This window comes from Leifsonia sp. (genome assembly GCF_051955155.1).
GTDB lineage: Bacteria > Actinomycetota > Actinomycetes > Actinomycetales > Microbacteriaceae > Leifsonia.
This window is the reverse complement of sequence record NZ_JBQCGZ010000076.1, coordinates 12,289-34,405: the sequence shown is the minus strand read 5'-3', so window position 1 is coordinate 34,405 and position 22,117 is coordinate 12,289. Positions and strand designations below refer to the sequence as shown.

22 protein-coding genes are annotated in these 22,117 nt (G+C 70.4%); 15 read left to right on the top strand and 7 right to left on the bottom strand.

The window, feature by feature from the left end; all coding sequences use genetic code 11:
- On the bottom strand, positions 1-381 hold a 381-nt coding region (locus tag ACTHMF_RS07495), incomplete at its 3' end, for a pyrroline-5-carboxylate reductase family protein (RefSeq protein WP_440316924.1).
- A 23-nt stretch (positions 382-404) separates the two neighbouring features.
- Here ACTHMF_RS07495 and ACTHMF_RS07490 point away from each other — a divergent pair.
- Together ACTHMF_RS07490 and ACTHMF_RS07485 are read left to right on the top strand one after the other, a co-directional pair.
- Positions 405-1,367, top strand: coding sequence for a cation diffusion facilitator family transporter (locus ACTHMF_RS07490; RefSeq protein WP_314147578.1), 963 nt, complete (start codon positions 405-407; stop codon positions 1,365-1,367).
- The gene (locus ACTHMF_RS07485; protein ID WP_440316923.1) at positions 1,364-2,065 is read left to right on the top strand and encodes a glutamine amidotransferase; all 702 of its coding nucleotides are present in this window, start codon (positions 1,364-1,366) and stop codon (positions 2,063-2,065) included. Before ACTHMF_RS07490 ends, ACTHMF_RS07485 begins: the two co-directional genes overlap by 4 nt.
- Here ACTHMF_RS07485 and tadA read toward each other — a convergent pair.
- Positions 2,062-2,529 (bottom strand): tRNA adenosine(34) deaminase TadA, encoded by a 468-nt coding sequence (gene tadA, locus ACTHMF_RS07480; RefSeq protein WP_440316922.1) that lies wholly within the window; start codon positions 2,527-2,529, stop codon positions 2,062-2,064. The two genes, ACTHMF_RS07485 and tadA, sit on opposite strands and share 4 nt — an antisense overlap.
- 39 nt (positions 2,530-2,568) lie before the next feature.
- Between tadA and upp the strand changes: the two genes are divergently transcribed.
- The 6 genes from upp to ACTHMF_RS07450 all read left to right on the top strand — a co-directional run bounded on the left by upp (position 2,569) and on the right by ACTHMF_RS07450 (position 9,388).
- Positions 2,569-3,201, top strand: coding sequence for a uracil phosphoribosyltransferase (upp, locus tag ACTHMF_RS07475; RefSeq protein WP_314147574.1), 633 nt, complete (start codon positions 2,569-2,571; stop codon positions 3,199-3,201).
- A 384-nt stretch (positions 3,202-3,585) separates the two neighbouring features.
- Positions 3,586-4,314, top strand: a complete 729-nt coding sequence (locus tag ACTHMF_RS07470) for a winged helix-turn-helix domain-containing protein (RefSeq protein WP_314147572.1) — start codon at positions 3,586-3,588, stop codon at positions 4,312-4,314.
- 222 nt (positions 4,315-4,536) lie between these two features.
- Positions 4,537-5,598, top strand: a complete 1,062-nt coding sequence (locus ACTHMF_RS07465; RefSeq protein ID WP_440316920.1) for a D-glucuronyl C5-epimerase family protein — start codon at positions 4,537-4,539, stop codon at positions 5,596-5,598.
- A 302-nt stretch (positions 5,599-5,900) separates the two neighbouring features.
- Positions 5,901-6,368, top strand: a complete 468-nt coding sequence (locus ACTHMF_RS07460; protein ID WP_440316919.1) for a MarR family winged helix-turn-helix transcriptional regulator — start codon at positions 5,901-5,903, stop codon at positions 6,366-6,368.
- Positions 6,369-6,434: 66 nt separating this feature from the next.
- Positions 6,435-8,735 carry a transglycosylase domain-containing protein gene (locus ACTHMF_RS07455; RefSeq protein WP_440316918.1) on the top strand — a complete coding sequence of 767 codons (2,301 nt, stop codon included), beginning with the start codon at positions 6,435-6,437 and terminating at the stop codon, positions 8,733-8,735.
- Between the two features lie 68 nt (positions 8,736-8,803).
- Positions 8,804-9,388: a TetR/AcrR family transcriptional regulator gene (locus ACTHMF_RS07450; RefSeq protein ID WP_314147568.1), complete on the top strand. Its 585-nt coding sequence runs from the start codon at positions 8,804-8,806 to the stop codon at positions 9,386-9,388.
- Here the strand turns inward: ACTHMF_RS07450 and ACTHMF_RS07445 are convergent.
- The 5 genes from ACTHMF_RS07445 to ACTHMF_RS07425 form a co-directional block, all read right to left on the bottom strand.
- Positions 9,376-9,828, bottom strand: a complete 453-nt coding sequence (locus tag ACTHMF_RS07445) for an SRPBCC family protein (protein WP_314147567.1) — start codon at positions 9,826-9,828, stop codon at positions 9,376-9,378. The two genes, ACTHMF_RS07450 and ACTHMF_RS07445, sit on opposite strands and share 13 nt — an antisense overlap.
- Positions 9,829-9,906: 78 nt before the next feature.
- Entirely contained in the window at positions 9,907-11,604 is a 1,698-nt protein-coding gene (locus ACTHMF_RS07440) for a glycoside hydrolase family 13 protein (protein ID WP_440316917.1), read from the bottom strand.
- Positions 11,605-11,701: 97 nt separating this feature from the next.
- Complete coding sequence (locus ACTHMF_RS07435) at positions 11,702-13,957, bottom strand: FG-GAP-like repeat-containing protein (protein WP_440316916.1); 2,256 nt, start codon at positions 13,955-13,957, stop codon at positions 11,702-11,704.
- Positions 13,958-14,009: 52 nt separating this feature from the next.
- Positions 14,010-14,435: a hypothetical protein gene (locus ACTHMF_RS07430; protein WP_440316915.1), complete on the bottom strand. Its 426-nt coding sequence runs from the start codon at positions 14,433-14,435 to the stop codon at positions 14,010-14,012.
- A 212-nt stretch (positions 14,436-14,647) separates the two neighbouring features.
- Positions 14,648-15,844 (bottom strand): ROK family transcriptional regulator, encoded by a 1,197-nt coding sequence (locus ACTHMF_RS07425; RefSeq protein ID WP_314149598.1) that lies wholly within the window; start codon positions 15,842-15,844, stop codon positions 14,648-14,650.
- A gap of 164 nt (positions 15,845-16,008) precedes the next feature.
- Between ACTHMF_RS07425 and ACTHMF_RS07420 the strand changes: the two genes are divergently transcribed.
- From ACTHMF_RS07420 to ACTHMF_RS07390, 7 genes are all read left to right on the top strand, one after another.
- Positions 16,009-16,761: an amino acid ABC transporter ATP-binding protein gene (locus ACTHMF_RS07420; RefSeq protein ID WP_440316914.1), complete on the top strand. Its 753-nt coding sequence runs from the start codon at positions 16,009-16,011 to the stop codon at positions 16,759-16,761.
- Positions 16,762-16,829: 68 nt separating this feature from the next.
- The gene (locus tag ACTHMF_RS07415) at positions 16,830-17,774 is read left to right on the top strand and encodes a glutamate ABC transporter substrate-binding protein (protein WP_314149600.1); all 945 of its coding nucleotides are present in this window, start codon (positions 16,830-16,832) and stop codon (positions 17,772-17,774) included.
- A 69-nt stretch (positions 17,775-17,843) separates the two neighbouring features.
- Positions 17,844-18,488, top strand: coding sequence for an amino acid ABC transporter permease (locus tag ACTHMF_RS07410; protein WP_314149601.1), 645 nt, complete (start codon positions 17,844-17,846; stop codon positions 18,486-18,488).
- On the top strand, positions 18,485-19,408 hold the full coding sequence (locus ACTHMF_RS07405) for an amino acid ABC transporter permease (protein WP_440316912.1): 924 nt from the start codon (positions 18,485-18,487) through the stop codon (positions 19,406-19,408). Before ACTHMF_RS07410 ends, ACTHMF_RS07405 begins: the two co-directional genes overlap by 4 nt.
- On the top strand, positions 19,401-20,393 hold the full coding sequence (locus ACTHMF_RS07400; protein ID WP_440316911.1) for an asparaginase: 993 nt from the start codon (positions 19,401-19,403) through the stop codon (positions 20,391-20,393). The genes ACTHMF_RS07405 and ACTHMF_RS07400 overlap by 8 nt, the downstream gene beginning before the upstream one ends.
- Positions 20,390-21,154 (top strand): copper homeostasis protein CutC, encoded by a 765-nt coding sequence (locus tag ACTHMF_RS07395; RefSeq protein ID WP_440316910.1) that lies wholly within the window; start codon positions 20,390-20,392, stop codon positions 21,152-21,154. The genes ACTHMF_RS07400 and ACTHMF_RS07395 overlap by 4 nt, the downstream gene beginning before the upstream one ends.
- The gene (locus ACTHMF_RS07390; protein WP_440316909.1) at positions 21,151-22,110 is read left to right on the top strand and encodes an ROK family protein; all 960 of its coding nucleotides are present in this window, start codon (positions 21,151-21,153) and stop codon (positions 22,108-22,110) included. The genes ACTHMF_RS07395 and ACTHMF_RS07390 overlap by 4 nt, the downstream gene beginning before the upstream one ends.
- Positions 22,111-22,117: the final 7 nt, after the last annotated feature.

Sequence of the window (22,117 nt, the reverse complement as noted above, 5' to 3'; positions counted from 1 at the left end):
GGCGACCGACTCCGGCAGCAGCGACTCGAACGTCGCGACCGTCACGCCCGCGGCCACGCTCACCACGATCGCGCCCGGCGTCAGCGACGGCGCGATCTCGTGCAGTAGGTCGGGGACCATCGCCGGCTTGACCGCGACGATCACCAGCTTCGCGCCGTCCACGGCCAGCCGGTTGGCGTCCGGAGCGCTCTCGGTCGCGTACGCGGTGACGCCGTCGACGTCCGCGAGCTCCGCGGCGCGCGCCTCCGACCGGTTCGTCACCCGGATGCCGCCCTCGACGGCGACCCCCGGCGCGGTGAGCCCGGAGAGGATCGCCCGGCCCATCGATCCCGCCCCCAGCATCGCGACGGTCGGCAGCGTGACATTCTGGGTCTCGGTCATGCGCCCATCCTAGGATGAGGTCCATGAGCGCATCAGGTGGAACCAGGGCGATCGTCGCGGCCTTCGCCGCCAACCTCGGAATCGCGCTGACCAAGTTCATCGCCTGGTTCTTCTCCGGCTCCTCCTCGATGCTCGCGGAGGGCGTCCACTCGCTCGCCGACTCCGGCAACCAGCTGCTGCTGATGCTCGGCGGCCGGCGCGCGAAGCGGGCGGCGGACAAGGAGCACCCCTTCGGCTACGGGCGCGAGCGCTACGTCTACGCGTTCGTCGTCTCGATCATCCTGTTCTCCGTCGGCGGCGTCTTCTCCGTCTACGAGGGCTTCGAGAAGCTCACCCACCCGCACCCGCTCGAGAACGCGTGGCTGCCGCTACTCGTGCTGGCGATCGCGATCGGCCTGGAGTCGTTCTCGCTGCGCACCGCCGTGCACGAGTCCCGGCCGCACAAGGTGGGGATGTCCTGGCCGCAGTTCGTGCGGCGGGCGAAGGCGCCGGAGCTGCCGGTCGTGCTGCTCGAGGACGTCGCCGCCCTCACCGGCCTCGTCTTCGCACTGCTCGGGGTCGGCCTCACGATCATCACCGGCAACGGCGTCTTCGACGCGATCGGCACGCTCCTCATCGGTGCCCTCCTCATCCTGGTCGCGATCATCCTCGGCATCGAGACCAAGAGCCTCCTGGTCGGCGAGGGGGCGTCCGACGCCGACGTCGCGGCGATCGAGGCGGCCATCCTCGACGGGGACGACGTGGAGCGCATCATCCACATGAAGACGCTGTACCTCGGACCGGACGAGCTGCTCGTCGGTGCGAAGCTGGCGGTCGCCGGCGAGCACCGCCTCGCCGACGTCGCCGTGGCGATCGACAACGTCGAGCGCCGCATCCGGGCGGCCGTCCCCGCTGCGCGCGTCATCTACATCGAGCCGGACGTCTGGATCGACCCGAACGAGCGGCACCCCGCCACCGACACCATCATCCTGAAGGGCATCGATTGAGCCGCACCGCGCTGATCCTGCAGCACGACCCGAGCATCCACCTGGGCAACATCGGCCCCGTCCTCACCGAGCACGGCTACGACCTGCGCGTCGTGGACGTCACCCGCGAGGACGTCGCGGCGATCGACCCGCGCGAGGCGGACCTGGTCGTCGTGCTCGGCGGCGAGATGGGCGCCTACCAGACCGACGAGTTCCCGTTCCTCGCCGCCGAGCAGGAGCTGCTCCGCGACCGGCTGGACGCCGAGCTCCCGACGCTCGGCGTCTGCCTCGGCGCCCAGCTGATGGCGGGCGCCCTCGGCGAGCGCGTCTACCAGGGCGACACCACGCAGATCGGCTTCCGGAGGGTGGAGCCGACCGAGGCGGGCGCGGACTCCCCCGTCCGGCACTTCGCGGGCGTCCCGGTGGTGGAGTGGCACGGCGACACCTTCGAGCTGCCGGAGCGGGCAACGCTGCTCGCGTCGTCGTCCGACTACTCGAACGAGGCGTTCGCGATCGGCGACTTCGCGCTGGCCGTGCAGTTCCATCCCGAGGTGACGGACGAGATGCACGAGAGCTGGGTCAGCGACGGATACAACGAGCTGGACGAGCACGCCATCGATCCCGACGCGCTGCGCCGAGACCGCGAGGCGTACTCCGCGGGGATGCAGCAGGCCTCCCGCGCGGCGTTCTCGGAGTGGCTGGAGGCGCTGCCGCGCTAGCGCTTGGCCCGGAAGAAGTCGAGCAGCAGCTCGGCGCACTCCTCGGCCAGCACCCCCGGGTACACCGCGACCTGGTGGTTGAGCCTGCGGTCGCGGAGCACGTCGTAGACGGACCCGGCCGCTCCCGCCTTCTCGTCCCAGGCCCCGAACACCACCGTCGGGACGCGCGCGGCGAGCACCGCGCCCGCGCACATGACGCACGGCTCCAGCGTGACCACGAGTGTGCAGCCCTCCAGGTGCCAGTCGTCCCGCGTGGCCGCGGCGGCGCGCAGCGCGAGCACCTCGGCGTGCGCGGTCGGGTCGTTGTGCAGCTCGCGCTCGTTCCTGCCGGTCCCGATCACCTGGCCGGCCTCGTCCAGCACCAGCGCCGCGACCGGGACGTCGCCCGTGCCGAACGCGAGCCTGGCGTCGGCGACGGCGCGGCGCATCCACTGCTCGTATGCGTCGGGGACGGGCAGGGTCACGCGGGGCTCCTCACGGGATGTTCGGCTAGCCTTGAGCCTATGCGAGTGCACGTAGCAGACCACCCCCTCATCACCCACAAGCTCTCCGTGCTCCGCAACAAGGAGACGCCCTCTCCGACCTTCCGCGCCCTCACCGAGGAGCTGGTGACCCTGCTCGCCTACGAGGCGACCCGCGCGGTCCGCGTCGAGCCGGTGGAGATCGAGACGCCGGTGACGACCACGATGGGCGTGACACTCAGCGAGCCGCGCCCGCTGGTGGTGCCGATCCTGCGCGCCGGCCTCGGGATGCTCGAGGGGATGGTGCGCCTGATGCCGACCGCGGAGGTCGGCTTCCTGGGCATGGCCCGCAATGAGGAGACCCTCGAGCCGACCACGTACGCCGAGCGCCTGCCGATGGACCTCTCCGACCGCCAGTGCTTCGTTCTGGACCCGATGCTCGCCACCGGAGGCTCGCTCGGCGCCGCCATCGACTTCCTCTTCAAGCGCAACGCCGTCGATGTCACGGCCATCTGCATCCTGGCCGCTCCGGAGGGCCTGGAGGCGCTGGAGAAGGCGACCGAGGGTCGGGACGTGACCATCGTCCTCGGCGCACTCGACGAGCGCCTCAACGAGAACGGCTACATCGTCCCCGGCCTCGGTGACGCCGGCGACCGCCTGTACGGCCTCGTCTAGCAGCGTCGTAACACGACGTAACGATTTGACACGGCGAGTCATGGGACGTTTTACTACTGTGCATGACTGACAACTCGCGTCCCCTGACCTCCTTCGAGGCCCTTGGGAATGCCGGCATGATGATGGCCGGCCGCGACTCGGTCATGTGTTGCCGAATGTGTCGCTGATCTGACGACCCTTCGCCGAGCGACCGCCCTCCGACGCCATCTGCGTCGACGCCGGGCGTAGCTCCCCGGGAGCGCCACACGAACGCACCCGCGCACAGGTACCCGTTTCCTTTTCGGGACCGACCAACGCACCGCGAATCCCCGCACCTCCGCTCCACCCGCGGATCGTCGCCGTACCGGGATCGCGCACATCATCATCACGAAGGACTTCCCTCCCATGTCTCTCGCCACCGTCGACTCGACTTTCGCTCCCGCCATCGCCGTCCGCCCCGCTCCCGCTCCGGCCGCAGCGCAGGCCCCGGCCGCTCCCGCTCCCCGCATCCGCGCCGTCCCCGAGGGGACGGAGGCCCGCGGCTTCGTGCTCTACGTCGGCATCGACGAGGCGAAGGCCGCCGCGGCCGGCACCGACCTCGGCCGCATCGTGGAGGCGCTCAAGCAGCTGACCGCGGAGCTCGCGCCCGCCGCGGAGACCTACGCCGCCGTCGCCCTGGCTCCGGCCGGTGCGGGTGGCCGCGATGTCGACGTCGTGCGCCTGGCGCTCCAGGACCCGGCCGCGATCGCCAAGCACCGCCACGTCGCCGCCGTCGATGAGGACGAGGACCGCGCCGCGTCCGGCGTCGTCGTCGACATCTCGCGCAAGCGTCTCGTGCTGGACAACCAGACCGTCGCCCTCACCTACAAGGAGTTCGAGCTGCTGCAGTACCTCGTCCTGCGCGAGGGCCGCACCATCGAGCGCGCCGAGCTGATCACCTCGCTGTGGGCGGGCGCCGACGAGGACGAGGTCCCGAACGAGCGCACCATCGACGTGCACGTCCGCCGGCTGCGCGCCAAGCTCGGCCGCTACGAGGACATCGTCCGCACCGTCCGGGGCGTCGGCTACCGTTTCGACCGCCACGCCGACGTCTCCATCCGGCACGCCAGCGCCCCCTCGCCCGACCTGTTCTGAGGCCGGTCCGTCAGCCGGATCCGGGTGGGCAGCCGCGCCGCGGAGCGCCCACTGGTCGCCTGTCGGCTGCACCCGGTGATCGGCGCGCCGCGCCACTGGTCGTCTGCCGCCTCCACACGTAATCGGCGCACTCGACCACTGGTCGTCTCCCGCTTCGCCCTTCTGGGCGGCCGGGTCCCGTCAGCATGACAGGACCCCCGCCGAGCAGAGGAAGCACCCCGGTTGACCGCGCACACGAGTATTCGCACCGTCGTGCGCCGGCGCATCCTCGCGCTGACCGGAGTGCTGATCGTGGCGGCGCTGACAGTATCCTGCTCCGCGGGCGCGGCGCGCACGCTGCCGACGCCGGCCGCGCCGACACCGCGGCCGTCGGTCGCAGCGGACGGGTTCGCGACCTCCGGCTATCGCGTGCACACGGACGCCCGCGACCACTACGGCCGCTGGGAGCTGAAGGACATCGACGCCGTCATCCCGCTCGACGACTCCAACCCGAACACGCTCGTGGACGACGACGGCGCCCTCATCGTCCACTGGCCCGGCTACGACGACCCGGTGTACCACCCGGTCAGCTTCCTCAACTACACGATGAACGCCATCCACGCCCACGACCTGACCGGCGACGCCGAGTACCTGCGGCGCGCGATCGCAACGGCCACCGCGCTGCGCGACGGCGGGACGACGGTCGACGGCGCGCTCTGGTTCGCGTACCCGTTCGAGTTCGCACCGCACGGCGAGCCGGCGCTGACCATGAAGGCGCCGTGGTGGTCGGGGATGGCGCAGGGCCAGGCGCTCTCGGCGTTCTCGCGACTGTACGCGCGCACGGGCGACGCCACGTGGCGGACGGCGGCGGAGGCCGTGTTCGCGACGTTCACCGCCGTGCCGGCCAGCGGCGGCCCGTGGTTCGTCGACACCTCGGACGGGGATCTCTGGTTCGAGGAGTACGCGGGCGAGGTCGCGCCCCTCCACGTGGTCAACGGGCACATCAACGCGCTGCTCGGCCTCGCCGACTACGACGGGATGACCGCCGACCCGGTCGCGCAGACGCTGTTCGACGGCGGCGCCACGACGATCCTCGAGACCTTCGGCACCTGGCGGGTGCCGGACGGCATCTCCTACTACTGCGCGTCGCAGTACTGCGCGGACTCGGCGTGGCAGCCGCCTTCGTATCACCGCGGTGTCTCCGCGCAGCTCGTGACCCTGGCCGAGCTGACCGGGGACGATCGGTTCCGCTCCGACGCCGAGCTGCTGGACCAGGACTACGCGCGCTCGGGGGCCACCGGATGACCCCTCGGCGTCCCGCTACCGGACCCATAGCCATTTCGCAGAAAAATAACGACTTGGTAACTAGTCACCGTTACCTCTTCGTTATATAGTTCAAGGGCAGTGGTTGTTTGCTGTGGCAGCCACCGCGGAATGTGATTGCAGGACACTCTTGGTGCAAGGGAGAGGGCCGGCCGCTAGCCTCTGCGGCCGGCCCTCAATCTGTTAACAGCGAAGGGCCCGTGCTGGCACGGATGGCGTTGTCGCCGGATGGTGAGAGGATGCGAATGCATTCATTCGCATCCTGCGTCGGAAGGGGAGACGTCATGAGCACGACCGCGGCACCGACCGGGCCGACCAGACGCGCCAGGACGACCGCCGTCTCCGCCTGGGAGTCGCTGTTCCGCGCCCAGGTCGCGGTTATGCGCACCCTCGCGGCCGAGTTCCCCACGCGCGACATCTCGTTCAACGAGTACGACGTGCTCTTCAACCTCTCCCGCCAGCCCGACCGCTCGCTGCGGCTGCGCGACCTCAACAAGCACGTGCTGCTCACCCAGCCGAGCGTGAGCAGGCTCGTCGATCGTCTGGTGGCGCGCGGGCTCGTGGCCAAGTGCCCGGAGCCGTCCGACGCCCGCGGCACCGTGATCCGGCTCACCGACACCGGCTTCGACATGTTCCGTCGCGTCGCGGTCGAGCACATGAGGACGATCACCGAGCGGGTCGGAACCCGGCTCGACCAGGACGAGCTGGAGACGCTCGCCGCCCTCTGCGACAAGCTGCGCGACGCTTCCTGAACGAGTTCTCCAGCTCGCCGCCCTGTCCCAGGGAGGCCGACATGCTCGCCGCGTATCATGGCGCGCATGACACCGGAGCGACGCAGGAGATGGAAGTGGGCCCCCGCGCTCTTGGGGTTCGTGGCGCTCAGCGGTCTGGCCGGCGTCCTCGCGGCCGCCGCCGTGACGCCGGCAGTCGCCCTCACCGGGTCGGCAGCCGACTCCACCATCAACGTCTTCGACGGGCTGCCGGAGTACATCAAGGTCGAGCCGCTCGCGCAGGCGTCGACGATGTACGCGACCTCCAACGGCAAGCCGGTCGCGATCGCGTCCTTCTACTCCCAGAACCGCGTCGAGGTGGGCTGGGACGCCATCTCGCAGAACCTCAAGGACGCCGCCGTCGCCACTGAGGACCCGCGCTTCTACGAGCACGGCGGGGTGGATGTCACCGGCACCATCCGCGGCGCCGTGCTCACCGCGCTGCACAAGTCGGTCCAGGGCGGCTCCTCGATCACCCAGCAGTACGTCAAGAACATCCTGGTGCAGCGCTGCGAGAGCAAGCAGCCGGACCCGACGGCCACCGCAGCCGTGCAGAAGAAGCAGTACACCGCCTATCAGGCCTGCTACAACGACGCCACCGAGGTCGACCCGTCCCGCAAGCTCAAGGAGATGCGCTACGCCATCGGGCTCGAGAAGGAGTACTCGAAGAACGACATCCTGCAGAGCTACCTGAACATCGCGCTCTTCGGCGGCCGCACCTACGGCGTCCAGTCCGCCGCCGAGTACTACTTCGGGGTCTCCGCCAAGGACGTGAATCTGCAGCAGGCGGCGACCCTCATCGCCATCCTGAACAACCCGGACAACCTGCGCATCGACCGGCCGGCGGACAAGACCAACGGCGCGGCGAACGGCTACAAGGAGACGCTCGACCGGCGCAACTACGTGCTCAACCGAATGCTCGCGAACGGCAAGATCACCCAGGAGCAGCACGACGCGGCGATCAAGACCAAGGTCGAGCCGAAGATCAGCCCGGTGCAGAACGGCTGCATGACGGCGCAGAAGTACAACGCCGCGTTCTTCTGCGACTACGTCGAGCGCGTGATCGAGCAGGATCCGATCTTCGGCAAGACCAGCGACGACCGCTCGAGCTTCCTCACCCGCGGCGGCCTCAAGATCTACACGACGCTGAACCTCGACCTGCAGCAGTCGGCCCAGCAGGCGGTCTCCGCGTACATCCCGCCGACCAGCCCGAACCTGGACCTCGGCTCGTCGAACACCTCGGTGGAGGTCGGGACCGGCCGGGTGGTCACGATGGTGCAGAACCGGCCGTACGACAACACGGCGGCCCCGGCGGCGGGGACGACGGCAGTCAACTACAACACCGACTACAACTACGGCGGCTCCGAGGGCTTCCAGACCGGTTCGTCGTACAAGGCGTTCGACCTGCTCGAGTGGCTGAACGAGGGCCACTCGCTCTACACGACGGTCAGCGGAAGCCAGCACTTGTTCCCGCAGAGCTCGTTCCATGAGAGCGACCCGTGCAACGACATCGGCGGAGCACCGTGGCCTGTCTCCAACGATGAGGGCGAGTCCGTCTCGGCGACGACGGTGATGAACGCGACCGCCGCATCCATCAACACGATCTTCGCGAAGATGGCGACGCAGCTGGACCTGTGCGGCATCAAGCAGCGCGCGCAGGACCTGCTGGTGCACGGAGCGGACGAGGCGGCGAACCCGCTGCGGGCGAACCCGTCGTCCGTGCTCGGCACGAACTACATCGCGCCGCTGACCATGGCGACCGCCTACGCGGGCATCGCCAACAACGGCGTCGCCTGCAGCCCCGTCGCGATCGACAAGATCGTCACCGGAGACGGCACGCAGCACGCGGTGCCGAAGTCCACGTGCTCCAAGACGCCGATCGACCCTGGCGTCGCCGCGGCGGCGATCTACGCGCTGCAGGGCGTGCTCCGCGGCGGCGGGACGGCGGCCTCGGCGAACCCGGACGACGGCGTGCCGATCTTCGGCAAGACCGGCACCACGGACGACTCCCTGCAGAACTGGCTGGTCACCTCGACGACGAAGGTCGCGCAGGCCACCTGGGTCGGCAATGTGGAGGGCGCGGTCGCGCTGCGCAGCCAGAGCTTCCAGGGCATCGGCGGCGGCAACGTCAAGTTCTCGATCGTGCGCCAGATCCAGACGGCGCTCAACAAGCTCTACGGCGGGGGCGACTTCCCCGCGCCGCCGTCGAAGTACGTGTACGCGCCACCGCCGCCCAAGCAGCCGACCCCGAAGGCGCCGACTCCGACGCAGCCGGGCACCGGTGGCAACCAGGGCGGGAACCAGGGTGGCGGCGGCAACCAGGGGCCGAACCCGCCGAAGAAGCCCTGACCGGCCGGCGGCGCCATCCTGCCGATTTCCGCAGGTATGGCGAGTGATATCTCGTCTATCGTTATGCCATGGGACGCACACCTGACCCCAACCGCAAGCCGGAGCTGCTGGCACGGATCATGGATCACGTCGCCACCGAGCCGCTCTCCCGGATGACGTTCCGCAGCCTCGCCAACGCCCTCGGCGTCAGCACCTACTCGTTCGTCTACCACTTCGGATCACGGCAGGAGATGATCGACGCGATTCTGGCGGAGGGGGTCCGCCAGCAGACCGCCGCCCAGGAGGGCGTCGACATCCCCGCGTTCGGCCGCGAGCAGTTCGCCGACTGGTACAAGGCCGCGTTCCGCGCGTCGCTCAAGGACGCGAATCGCACCGGCCTCCGCCTCCAGTTCGAGGCGGGCGCGCTGGAACCGGTCGACCCGGACATCGGCAAGCGCATCACGACCTCGTTCACCGAGTGGCGCGGGACCGTGAAGTCCTGGGTCAAGAACCAGGGCGTCGAGACCCGCCGGGCCGGTGTACTCGCGCACTGGCTGGTGGACACGGCGGCCGGGCTGCACTTCGGCTTCCTGCTCTCCGGCGACCGGACGGCGACCGTCCAGGCGTTCGACGTGTTCCTCGACGCGTTCCTGCGCGAGGTCTATGGGGCGTAGCCGGCCTCGCGCTCCGCGATCGTCCGCACGCCGCGCAGCATCGCGTCCCAGTTGTCGCTGGAGTGGCGGGCGGCCTCGGCCGTCGGGTTGTTGTCCTGGTCGAGCGTGACCAGCGTGCCCTCCGGCGTCTCGTCCAGCTCGAAGCGGAGCGTGTGGTAGTTCTCCGGCTCGTCGGGCTGGCCCGACATCGGGCTGTAGTGGGTGAGCACGATCCGCCACGGCTCGGCGCGGTCGTCCAGCTCGACGACGCGGCCGTGGTCCTCGAACGAGCGGCCCTCCCACTCGCCGCGCCAGACGATGCGCGACCCGAGCCGCCAGTCCGAGACGATCTCGGCCCCGCCGAGGATCTCCGGATGCGATCCGTTCGAGGTCAGCAGCCGCCAGACCGCGCGCCGCGGCGCCCGCACCTCGATCTCCGCTCGTGCCACGTAGCTGCCCATGCCCGCTCCCTCACCGGATGTGCGCCCATCCCACACCCGCCGAGGCGTCTCGGGCAAGGGGTCGCTCGCGCGAGCCGGTCAGGCCCTGCGCAGGACGAGCGCCTCCCACGGGGCGAGAGTGCCGTGCGCGGTGCGCTCGGTGACGTCGCCGAGCAGCAGCGTCGCGCCCTCCCAGCCGGGCAGCTCCGCGGTGTCGAACGTCGCGTCCTCGCCGGTCAGGTTGGCGAGCACCAGGATGGACTCGTCCGCGGTGGAGCGCGTGTAGGCGAACAGCTGAGGGTGGTCGGCGAGTACGAGGGTGAAGTCGCCGTCGGCGATCGCCTCGGATCCGTGGCGCAGCGCGATCAGCCGGCGGTAGTGCGCGAACACCGAGTCCGGGTCCGCCACCTCCGCCTCGGCGTTGATCTCGGTGTGGTTCGGGTTCGCCTCGATCCACGGCGTCCCCGTCGTGAACCCGGCCGCCTCGCCCGCCGTCCACTGCATCGGCGTCCTGGCGTTGTCGCGGCTGGTCCGGCGGAGCGCGGTGAGCACCTCCTCCGGGTCGTGACCGAGGATCTCGACCGCCTCCGCGTAGTGGTTCAGGCTCTCGATGTCGCGGAAGTCGTCGATGGAGTCGAACGGGACGTTCGTCATCCCGAGCTCCTCGCCCTGGTACACGTACGGCGTGCCGCGCATGAGGTGCAGCACGGTGCCGAGGGCCTTCGCCGAGGCGACGCGGTGCTCTCCGTCGTCGCCGAACCGGCTGACGACGCGGGGCTGGTCGTGGTTGTTCCAGTACAGGCTGTTCCAGCCGGCGTCGAGCAGGCCCTCCTGCCACTTGGCGAGGTTGCGCTTGAGGTCGAGCACGCTCGCCGGGCGGTGATCCCATTTGCCGCCGGGGCCGTGGTCGAGGTCCACGTGCTCGAACTGGAACACCATGTCCAGCTCGGCCCGCGCCGGGTCGGTGAAGAGGCGCGCCTCGTCGACCGAGACGCCCGGCATCTCGCCGACGGTCAGGTACCGGTCCTCGCGGCCGGCGAACACGCGCTCATGCATCTCGTGCAGGAACTCGTGGATGCGCGGCCCCTGGCCGAAGAACGGGTAGCCCTCGCCGTACAGCGCGCCCTCCGGCACCTCGCCGTCGGGGAGGTCCTGCACCTTGGAGATGAAGTTGATGACGTCCATCCGGAAGCCGTCGACCCCGCGGTCGAGCCACCAGTTCATCATCTCGTAGACGGCGTCCCTGACCTCCGGGTTCTCCCAGTTCAGGTCGGGCTGCTTCCGCGAGAACAGGTGCAGGTAGTACTCGCCGGTCTGCGGGTCCAGCTGCCAGGCCGGGCCGGAGAAGAACGAGCCCCAGTTGTTCGGCTCTGCGCCGTGCTCGCCCGGCTCATGGCCGTCGCGCGCCGGACGCCACCAGTACCAGTCGCGCTTGGGGTTGTCGATGCTCGACGCGGACTCGACGAACCAGGGGTGCTCGTCGGAGGTGTGGTTGACGACGAGGTCCATGACCAGCTTGATGCCGCGCTCGTGCATCCCGGCCAGCAGCTCGTCGAAGTCGTCGAGCGTGCCGAACAGCGGATCGATGCGCCGGTAGTCGCTGATGTCGTAGCCGTTGTCGTCGTGCGGCGACGCGTAGATCGGGGACAGCCAGACGACGTCGACACCGAGCTCGGCGAGGTAGTCCAGGTGCTCGATGATGCCGCGCAGATCGCCGATCCCGTCACCGTCGCTGTCCGCGAAGCTGCGCGGGTACACCTGATAGACGACCGCTGACTGCCACCAATTCTCGCTCACGGGCCCACCCTACCTGCGAGGGGGACGCGGCGACCGGAGCGCAGGGCTCCCGATCTCGGCAGAGACCGGGAGCCCTGCGGCAGAGCGAAGCTGTCGCCTACCAGCCGGCGCCGATCACTGCACTGTACGAGGTCAGGAACTCTCGGCTGTCGTTGCCAGCCCACAGCGTCAGTGTCCCGTCCTTCCGGATTGTGAGCATGTCCGGTCGCCCGTCGCCAGTGAAGTCGATCGGGTCGAGAATCGACGCGAAGCCGGTCCAGCCGCGGCCGCCCTGCAGCGGTGCGCTCCCGTTCCGGAAGCCACCGCTCCCGTTGCCGAGGAAGACCCTGAGGTCGCCGTTAGGCCTGACACCGATGATGTCGACCTTCCCGTCGCCGTCGATGTCGCGCGCAGGCAGGATTCGGACGAACGTGTTGAACGCCGAGCCGATGACCGTGCCGCCGCTGCCGTTCAGGAAGTGTCCAGTCCCGTCGCCCTTGTAGAGCAGGAGTGTTCCGTCGGACTTGAGCGTGAGCAGGTCTGCGAACCCGTCGCCGGAGAAGTCACCGGGAGTGACGATCTGCGTGAACGTGTTGAAGCTCGACCCGATGAGCACACCCGTTCCCGGTTTGAACCCGCCCGCGCCGTTGCCGGCCCACAGATAGAGCGTTCCGTCCGATTTGAGGGCGAGCAGGTCGGACTTGCCGTCGCCGTCGAAGTCGCCCGGCGTGAGGATCTGCTTGTACTGGCCGAAGCTGCTTCCGATCCTGGTACCGCCCGCCCCGTTCAGAAACCGACCCGTCCCAGAGCCGCGGTACAGGAGCAGGTCTCCCGAGGACGTCGTCGCCAGAATGTCGGAATTCCCATCGCCGTCGAAGTCCGGAGTCGTGACCACCGAGGGATAGTTCTGCCACGACGAGCCGATGACCAAGGGAATGGAGCGCAGGAATCCACCCGCTCCATCGCCCGAGTAGATCGTCAGGGTGCCGTCGAAGGCGACGACGAGCATGTCCGCCTTACCGTCTCCGTCGAAGTCGCCTGGCCCGTTGACGCTCCGGAAGCCGGCCCAGCCAGCGCCGATCACCGTGCCCGTCGAGGCGAGGAATCCACCCGTGCCGTTGCCGGGGTACAGGCGAAGGGCGCCGTCCGTGGTCACCGCGAGCAGATCGTTCTTGCCATCGCCGTCGAAATCGCCAGGGCCGAGAACCCGGACGAACTGGTTCCAGCTCGAACCGATCACTTTCCCTGTGGACGCGAGGAACCCGCCGGTCCCGTTGCCTGCGTAGAGGCGGAGGGCGCCGTCCGTGGTGACCGCGAGCAGATCGTTCTTGCCGTCCCCATCGAAGTCGCCCGGCCCGGTGACCGTCTTGAAGTCGGCCCAGCTCGAGCCGATCACACGCCCGGTCGCAGCGAGGAACCCGCCCGAACCGTTGCCGGAGTACAGGCGCAGCGCCCCGTCGGTCGTTATCGCCAGCAGGTCGGGCTTCTTGTCACCATCGAAATCCGCTGGACCGAGGATCTGCTTGAAGGCACCCCAGCTCACTCCGATCTGGGTTCCCGTGGACGCCGTGAAGTGGCCGTAGCCGTCTCCTGCGTAGAGTCGGAGCACGCCGTCCTGAGTGACTCCCAGCAGGTCCGCCTTTCCGTCACCCGAGAAGTCGCCGGGGCCGAGCACCGACTTGAACCCTGTGGGAGCCGGCGGCGGCGTCTGGGATGCGGGCGGGGTGACGCGGAGCGTCCCGGACGCGTAACCGAAGTCGATGTGGACGTGGTTGCATGTGTCAGAGAACTCTCGGCTGAGATTGCCGAAGCCATACGCGCTTACGAGGTTCGGGCGCCCGTTGCAGCCGATCTGACCGACATGCATGTTTGCGGGCAGGAACGAGTTCAGCAACCGGAGCAGGCCGATAGACGCGGCGTTGCTGCCATCGACCGTCTGCTTGCCTACGCTTCCGAAGTCGATGGCGATCGCCGGTCGCGCGCAGTGCCACGGGCTCGAACCGGGCTTCGTGCACTTGTGCTCGCCGTCGTCGGCGCACCAACGATTCAGATCCGTGACGACGACGTCGCCGTACGCCCGGACGGTGACCACCAACGTCTGCAGCACGCGATAGTCGATTCTGCAGTCGGGCTCGACGCTGCCATCGGCGATCTTCTCGATTTCATTGTGGATGATGCTGCCGTTGACGATCGTTGCTTCGTGGAACTTGCCCTGTTGTACAGCGACCACGAGCTCACCTGCCAGCGTCTTCGGGTCCGACGACACGCTCGTGCAGGCAGCACCGCAGCCCGCATCGGCGAAAGCGGGAACCGACTTCACCACGGGCACCAGGATGGCCGCGACCAGCGCGAAAGCCGCCGTCAGCACCAGCACGGCCCGGACGCGATCCCGCGATCGCGACCACCAGGTTCCAGGCGTCCGATCCTCAGCTCGCATCTGCAGCCACCCCGATCTGCGCACAGTCGGCGGCGAACGCGTCGTACGCCTCACCCGCTGCCGAGACCCCGGCCGTGTAGCCGCTCTCCTGGAAGGCGACGTACGCGTTCGCATACGATTCGAGATCCGTGTGGAGCACCGACCAGCTCGCGTCGGCGGACCGTGCCTGTGCCGCGTGGTCCAGCGCCTCCTCGAACGACTCCATGCCGGTTACGTCGGTGTCCGATTCGAAGACCGCGGTGCATGCCGCGACCGCGGAATCCGCGCCCGGGGCCGCCGGATCGAACGTCGCCGTCGTCGCGCTGAGCGCGCGCGTCTGTTGGCTGCTCCCCACCGCAGCAGCAGCGCCGCAGAGCACCGCCAATCCCGCGACGGTCACCCCGAGGGCCACCGTCATGGCCAGCTTCTTCTTCATTCTCGTATCAGCTCCGATCCACCCGCATGACGTGACGGAACCGGGCAGGAGCCAACCCGTGATGCATCGAAAGCTGAATCCCCCGGAACCGCGAGCCCACATTCCCCTGGGCTCCCGACCTGTCTACCGGCAGATGGGGGGCGGAGACGTCACCCAGAACTGGGTGTTGAAACCAATACCGGCCGTCCTGTAGGTTACGTCCGCCGGGATGCTCACCGCACCGCGAGGTCGACGCGAGCGGGGTCGAAGAGGGCGTCGAGGACGAGCCGTCCCGCGCCCCGGATGCCGGCCTCGCGGCCCGCCTGGCTGACCGCGATGTCGAGCTGATCGGTGATCATCGGCAGGCAGTCGGAGTAGATCGCGGAGCGGACGCCCGCGACGAACGCCTCCGCCTCGCCCAGGATGCCGCCCAGCACCAGCCGCTGCGGGTTGAAGAAGTTCATGATCGTGGCGAGCACGCCTCCGGTGCGCAGGCCCGCCTCCCGCAGCATCAGCGTTGCGCGCGGGTGCGCGTCCCTGGCGAGCGCGAGCACGTCCGTCGTGTCGGCGACCTCGACGCCGTCTCGGCGCAGGGCCTGCACGATGGCGGCGCCGCCGGCAACGGCGTCCAGGCAGCCGACCCGGCCGCACGAGCACAGCACGTCCGGCGCTCCGGGGACGGTGACGTGGCTGATGTCGCCCGCCATGCCGTGGTGCCCGCGGTAGACGCCGCCGAACGCGACGACGCCGCAGCCGATGCTGGAGCCGGCCTTGACGAAGACCAGCTGGCCGCCGTCGCCGTCCGCTCCGCCGCCGAGCGCGTCATGCTCGCCGAGGGCCATCAGGTTGGCGTCGTTGTCGGCGGCGACCGTGAGCCCGGTGATCGCGCGCAGCTCGGCGGCGACGTCGACGCCGTTCCAACCGGGCATCCGGGACGGCGAGACCATGCGGCCGGTCGTGGAGTCGACCGGGCCGGGCAGGCCGATGCCGAAGCCGCGCAGCTCCTGGCCGGGCGCCGCGTGCTCGTCGCGCAGTTCCTGGGCGGTCGCGGCGATCCAGCGCAGGACGCTGTCCGGGCCCGAGCCGATGTCCGTCTCCTCGGTGCGCGAGGCGAGCAGCCGGCCGGAGAGGTCGAAGAGCCCGAACGTGGCGTGGTGCGAGCCCAGGTCCGCCGCCGCGACGACGCCGGAGCTGGCGTCCACCTCCAGGGCGCGCGGGCGCCTGCCGCCGTGCGAGACTCCCTCCCCCGCCTCCCGGAGGAAGCCGGCGCCGAGCAGCGCGTCGACGCGCTGGGTGACGGTCGACGGCGAGAGCCCCGTGTGCCGGGCGATGTCGGCGCGCGAGCTGGCGCGGCCGGAGCGGACGAGGTGCAGAATGCCGCCGGGCGTCGCCTGGGCGCTCCCCGGCGCCGCGGTGTGCGTGCTGCTCATCTTCGGCGCATCCCCTCGTGTGACGCGCCAGCGGCGCGCTCGTCTTCGATGAGAATACTGTAGCGACTTTCTTCGATATCGAACGAAGCAAATTCGAAATTGCACGAACGGGACTTACTTAGTACGCTCATCGCATCCTGACCGACGATGATGCGAGGAACCCGATGGAAGCACCGAACGCACGGCCCATGGTCAGCCTGCGCGCCGTCGACAAGCACTTCGGCGAGCTGCACGTCCTGAAGTCGATCGACCTCGACGTCGCACCGCGCGAGGTGGTGGTGGTCGTCGGCCCCTCCGGCTCCGGCAAGTCGACGCTGTGCCGCTCGATCAACCGCCTGGAGACCATCGACGGCGGCGAGATCCGCGTCGACGGCGAGCTGCTGCCGCAGGAGGGAGCCGCACTCGCCCGCCTCCGCGCCGAGGTCGGGATGGTCTTCCAGTCGTTCAACCTGTTCGCCCACCGCACCGTGCTCGACAACGTCGCACTCGCCCCGGTCCAGGTGCGCACGGTCAAGAAGGCCGAGGCCGAGCGCCAGGCCCTCGAACTGCTCGACCGCGTCGGCATCGCCGACAAGGCCGGCAGCCACCCCGCCCAGCTCTCCGGCGGCCAGCAGCAGCGCGCGGCGATCGCCCGCGCGCTCGCGATGCAGCCCAAGGTGATGCTCTTCGACGAGCCCACCAGCGCGCTCGACCCCGAGATGGTCGGCGAGGTCCTCGACGTGATGACCTCGCTCGCCAAGGAGGGCATGACGATGATCGTCGTCACGCACGAGATGGGCTTCGCCCGGCGCGCCGCCGACCGGGTCGTCTTCATGGATCGCGGGCAGATCGTCGAAGAGGCGACGCCCGCCGAGTTCTTCGACTCGCCCCGCACCGAGCGGGCGCGGTCGTTCCTGGCCTCCGTGCTCTCGCACTGAGCAGAGGCCGACGCTCCACCGTTCCACACAGCACCGAACCCCGTCCGAATCAGAAAGGGAAAGCACACATGACCCGCAGCACGACCCGCAGGAGGGCCGCCTTCGCCGGCGCCCTGTTCGCGGCCGTGGCGCTCGCCGTCACCGCCTGCTCATCCGGCACCACGGCACTGCCCGGCAACGACGCCAGCTCCACCGCCTCCTCCGACAGCGTCTTCTCCGGCGCGCCGGTCGCGAAGGCCGACCTCATCCTCTCCGGCTCGACCATGGAGAAGATCAAGAAGCGCGGCAAGCTGATCGTCGCCGAGGCGCTCGACGCCCCGCTGCTCTCGCAGCAGGACCCGACCGACCCGAACACGGTGAGCGGCTTCGACGCCGACCTCGCCAAGCTGCTCGCGATCTACATCATCGGCAAGCCGAACGTCGAGATCGTACCGCCTGCGTCCGAGACCCGCGAGGCGATGCTGGCCAACGGCACCGTCGACGTGGTGTTCAACACGTACACGATCACCGAGGAGCGCGCCAAGCAGGTCGCGTTCGCCGGCCCGTACTTCGAGTCCGGCCTGGCTGTCGCCGTCAAGAGCGACAACAAGGACATCACGAGCGAGAAGGACCTCGACGGCAAGACCGTGATCGTCGGCGCCAACACGCCCGCCGTCACCGAGGTGCCGAAGATCGCCCCGAAGGCGACCGTCACCGCGTTCGGCACCGACCCGGCCGCCGTGCAGGCGCTCATCCAGGGCCGGGGCGACGCGTACGTGCAGGACTACACCCTGCTCGCCAGCGACGCGGCGAGCGAGAAGCAGATCAAGGTGGTCGGCCAGCCGTTCACCAAGGAGCCGTACGGCATCGGCCTCAAGCACGGCGACGACGACTTCAAGACGTTCGTCAACACCTGGCTGAAGACCATCCAGAAGGGCGGCCAGTGGGGCAAGGCGTGGAAGACCACGCTCGGCACCGTGACCGACTCCGAGATCCCGACCCCGCCGGAGATCGGCTCGGTCCCGGGTTCCTGACCCGTCCCCGGGCGGGGTCGCACCGGCGGCCCCGCCCTCCCCTCCTTCTTCCTCACGAGTGAGCGAGCGATGAACCCCCTGATCGACAACATCGGGCCGCTGCTGCAGGCCCTGGGCACGACGCTGCTGATGGCGGTCGTGGCCGGCGTCGGCTCGATCGTGCTCGGCGTGCTTGTCACGATCGCGCGCGTCAGCCCGATCCCGGTGCTGCGCGCCGCGGCCTTCCTCTACGTGCAGTTCTTCATCAACGTCCCGCTGCTCGCGCTGCTGCTGCTCGCGGTGTTCGCGCTCCCGGACGCCGGGCTGCTGCTGCCGCTGACGCCCACCGCGATCATCGTGCTCACCGTCTACGAGGCGGCGTACGTCGCCGAGGCGGTGCGCTCCGGCGTCAACACCATCCCGGTCGGGCAGGTGGAGGCGTCGCGTGCGCTCGGCTTCACTCTCGGCCAGTCCCTGCGCTACGTCGTCGTGCCGCAGGCGCTCCGCGCGGTCGTCCAGCCCATCGGCAACGTGATGATCGCCCTCGCGATGAACACCGCCCTCGCCGCGGCGGTCGGTGTCGTCGAGCTCACGGCCGAGGTCAACAAGATCAACCTCGTCGCGGCCCAGCCCATCCTGATCTTCTCGAGCGCCGGCCTGATCTACATGGCCATCGCACTCGCGATCGGCCTGGCCGCCGGCTGGGTCGAACGGAAGGTGGCGATCGCCCGATGACCGCACAGCTCATCCCCGACCGGCCGACGCCGCTGCGCGCGAAGCGGCCGCGACGGACGTATGCCGCCGCGTTCATGTACGACGAGCCCGGCCCGGTCGGCCGGCGACGCATCCTGGTCGGCTCGATCGTCAGCGTCGTCGCCATCGCGGCGGTCGTCGGCTACGGCCTCTGGCAGTTCGGCTCGCACGGCCAGCTCGACCCGGCCCGCTGGGCGCCGTTCACCGAGTGGCCGATCTGGCAGTACCTGCTGGTCGGCCTGCTCGGAACGCTCGAGGCTGCCGCCATCGTCGCCGTTCTCGGCGGCCTGCTCGGCGTGCTGCTCGCGCTCGGCCGGGTCAGCAGCGTCCGTCCCGTGCGCTGGCTGTGCGGCCTCTACATCGAGATCGCGCGCACCGTCCCGGTGCTGCTGATGATCTATCTGATGCTCTTCGGCCTCCCCCAGCTCGGGATCAACCTGCCGACGCTGTGGAAGCTCGTCGTGCCGCTGACGATCGCCAACTCCGCCGTCTTCGCCGAGATCGTGCGCGCGGGCATCCTGAGCCTGCCGCGCGGTCAGCGCGAGGCCGCGCTCAGCCTCGGGATGCGCCCGGTGCAGGCGATGCGCCACGTCGTGCTCCCGCAGGCGTTCCGGAACGTGACGCCGTCGCTGGTCACGCAGCTGGTCAGCCTGCTCAAGGACACTTCTCTCGGCTACATCGTGGCCTTCACCGAGCTGCTCTACCGCGGCCAGGTGCTCGCCTCCTATCTGCACCTGCTCATCCCGACCTACGTGGCCGTGACCGTCATCTACCTCGTCGTCAACGGCAGCCTCTCCGCGCTCGCCTCCCGCCTGCAGCGCGGGCCGCGACGCCGCCCGTCCGCCCAGCCGGTGCTGCCAGCGCTGCCGGCGACCCCGCACCAGGAAGAGTCCCATGTCTAGCACCACCGCCGTCCGTGCCATCGCCGAGCTCGCCGCCGTCCGCCGCTCGGGGCTGATCGAGAGCCGCCACTTCGGCAGCCTCGTCGCCCTGGCCCCGGACGGCAGCGCCCTCCTGGAGCTCGGCGACCCGGACGCGGTGGTGCTGCCCCGCAGTACGGTCAAGCCCTTGCAGGCACTCGCGTGCCTGACGGCCGGCGCCGAGCTGGCCGGGCCGGAGCTCGCGATCGCCGCGGGCAGCCACACCGGCGAGGACGAGCACGTGCGCGTCGTGCGCGACCTGCTCGCCCGCGCCGGTGTCGGCGAGGATGCGCTGGGCTGCCCCGTCGACCGGCCGGAGGACGAAGGCACCTTCGAGAGGATGGTCCGCGCCGGCGAGCCGCGTGCGCGCGTCCGGATGAACTGCTCCGGCAAGCACGCGGCCATGCTGCTCGCCGCCGCGGGCAACGGCTGGCCGACCGCCGACTACCTGGACCCGGCGCACCCCCTGCAGCGGCACGTGCGCGAGACCATGGCGGCCGTGACCGGCGTCCCGGTCGGTCACGACGCGATCGACGGCTGCGGCGCGCCCCTGTTCGGGACGACCGTGCGCGGCATCGCGCGCGCGTTCGGCCGGCTCGTGACGGCCGCCGATGGCACCCCGGAGCGCGCCGTCGCGGACGCGATGCGCACGCATCCCTTCTACGTCGGCGGCAGCGGCCACCAGAACTCGACGCTGATGGAGACCGTCCCCGGCGCGCTCGCGAAGGGCGGCGCGGAGGGCGTCATCGGCGTCGCAGCGCCGGACGGCACCGCCGTCGCGATGAAGATCATCGACGGCAGCCCGAGGGCGACGACGCTGCTGGCGCTGCGGGTGCTGGAGGCGCTCGGCACCGACATCGCGGGCGCGACCGCGCTGGTCGACCTGCCCGTGCTGGGCGGCGGCGTGCCGGTGGGCCGCATCGAGGTCGGCGCCGACCTGGCGGACGCGCGGGAGCGCGTCGCGTGACGGCGCCGATCGCCGTCGAGATCTGCCTGGAGGACCTCGCGGGCGTCCGGGTGGCCGAGGCCGCAGGCGCCGACCGCATCGAGCTGTGCGCCGCGCTCTCTGAGGGCGGGATCACCCCGTCGATCGGGACCGTCGCCGCGGCGCTCGGGATGGCCACCCGGCTCGGTGTCAACGTGCTGGTGCGTCAGCGCGGCGGCGACTTCGTGTTCGACGCCGGCGAGCTGGCGGCGATGGTCGCGGACATCCACGCGATCCGCGCGCTGCCGAATCCCTCCGGCGTCCCGCTCGCGTTCGTGATCGGCGCGCTGAACCCCGACGGGACGGTGGACGAGCGGGCGACGCGCGCGCTCGTCGAGGCGTGCGGGGACGCGCCGGTCACGTTCCACAAGGCGTTCGACCAGACGCCGGACCTGGACGCGGCGCTGGACACCCTCATCCAGCTCGGCGTCACGCGCGTGCTCACCTCGGGCGGGGCGGCGACGGCGGTGGACGGTGCCGACGCGCTCGCACGGCTCGTGACGCGCGCGGACGGCAGGATCGTGCTGCTCGCCGGAGGCGGCGTCCGCGCGGCGAACGCCGCGGCGCTCGTGCGCCGGACCGGCGTGCGCGAGGTGCACCTGCGCGCGGCGCAGACGGTGCCGAGCGCCGCGCAGGGCACCAGCGTGTACGACGCGGGGACGCGCGAGACGACCTCGCGCGCGCTGGTCGAGGCGGTCGTCGCGGCGGTGCGCACGGTGGGCGCGGACGAGGTCGCCGCGTGAGCGCGGAGACGGCCGTCGCGGTCGGGACCGACGCGTCTGCCGCCGGGGACCTCGCCGCTGCCGCCTCCGCCGGTCCCCTCGCTCTCGCGGTCGACCTCGGCGGCACCGCCATGAAGGGCGCGGTCGTCGCCGAGAACGGCGTGGTCGTCAGCGAGCTCACCCGGCCGACCCCGTCCAGCGACATCCTCGGCGCGCTGATCGACCTGCTGCGCGACCTGCGCCAGCGGGCGGGCGGCCCCGTCGTCGGCGCGGGCGTCGCGACCCCGGGGATGCTCGACGAGCAGCGCGGCATCGTGCACTACGCGTCCAACCTCGACTGGCGGGACGTGCCGCTGCTCGACATCCTGCGCCGCGAGCTGCGCATCCCCGTCGCGGTCGGCCACGACGTGCGCGCGGCCGGGCTCGCCGAACGCACGCTCGGCGCGGCGCGCGGCTCCGACGACTTCGTCCTCGTCCCGATCGGCACCGGCGTCGCGGCCGCGCTCGTGACGGCGGGCGGCACCATCACGGGAGCGACCGGCGCCGCAGGCGAGTTCGGACACATCCCCGTCGTGCCGGACGGCGAGCCGTGCACGTGCGGTCAGCGCGGCTGCCTCGAGGTCTACATGTCCGGGGCCGGCGTGGCCCGCCGGTACCGTGCGGCAGGCGGCGACGCCCTCAGCGCGCGCCAGATCGTCGACCGGCTCGGCGCCGACCCGATCGCGGACCGGGTCTGGGGCGAGGCCGTGCACGTGCTCGCGCAGGGGCTGACGATCCTGACGCTGCTGCTGGACCCGCGCGTGATCGTCCTCGGCGGCGGGGTGTCGCACGCGGGCGACGCGCTGTTCCTCCCGCTGGAGCGGGCCGTGTCCGGCGGCCTCGCCTGGCGCGAGCGTCCGCAGATCGTGCGCAGCGGGCTGGGCGGCGACGCCGGGCGGACGGGCGCGGGGCTGCTCGCGTTCGGCGCCGCGCGCTAGCGTCCGC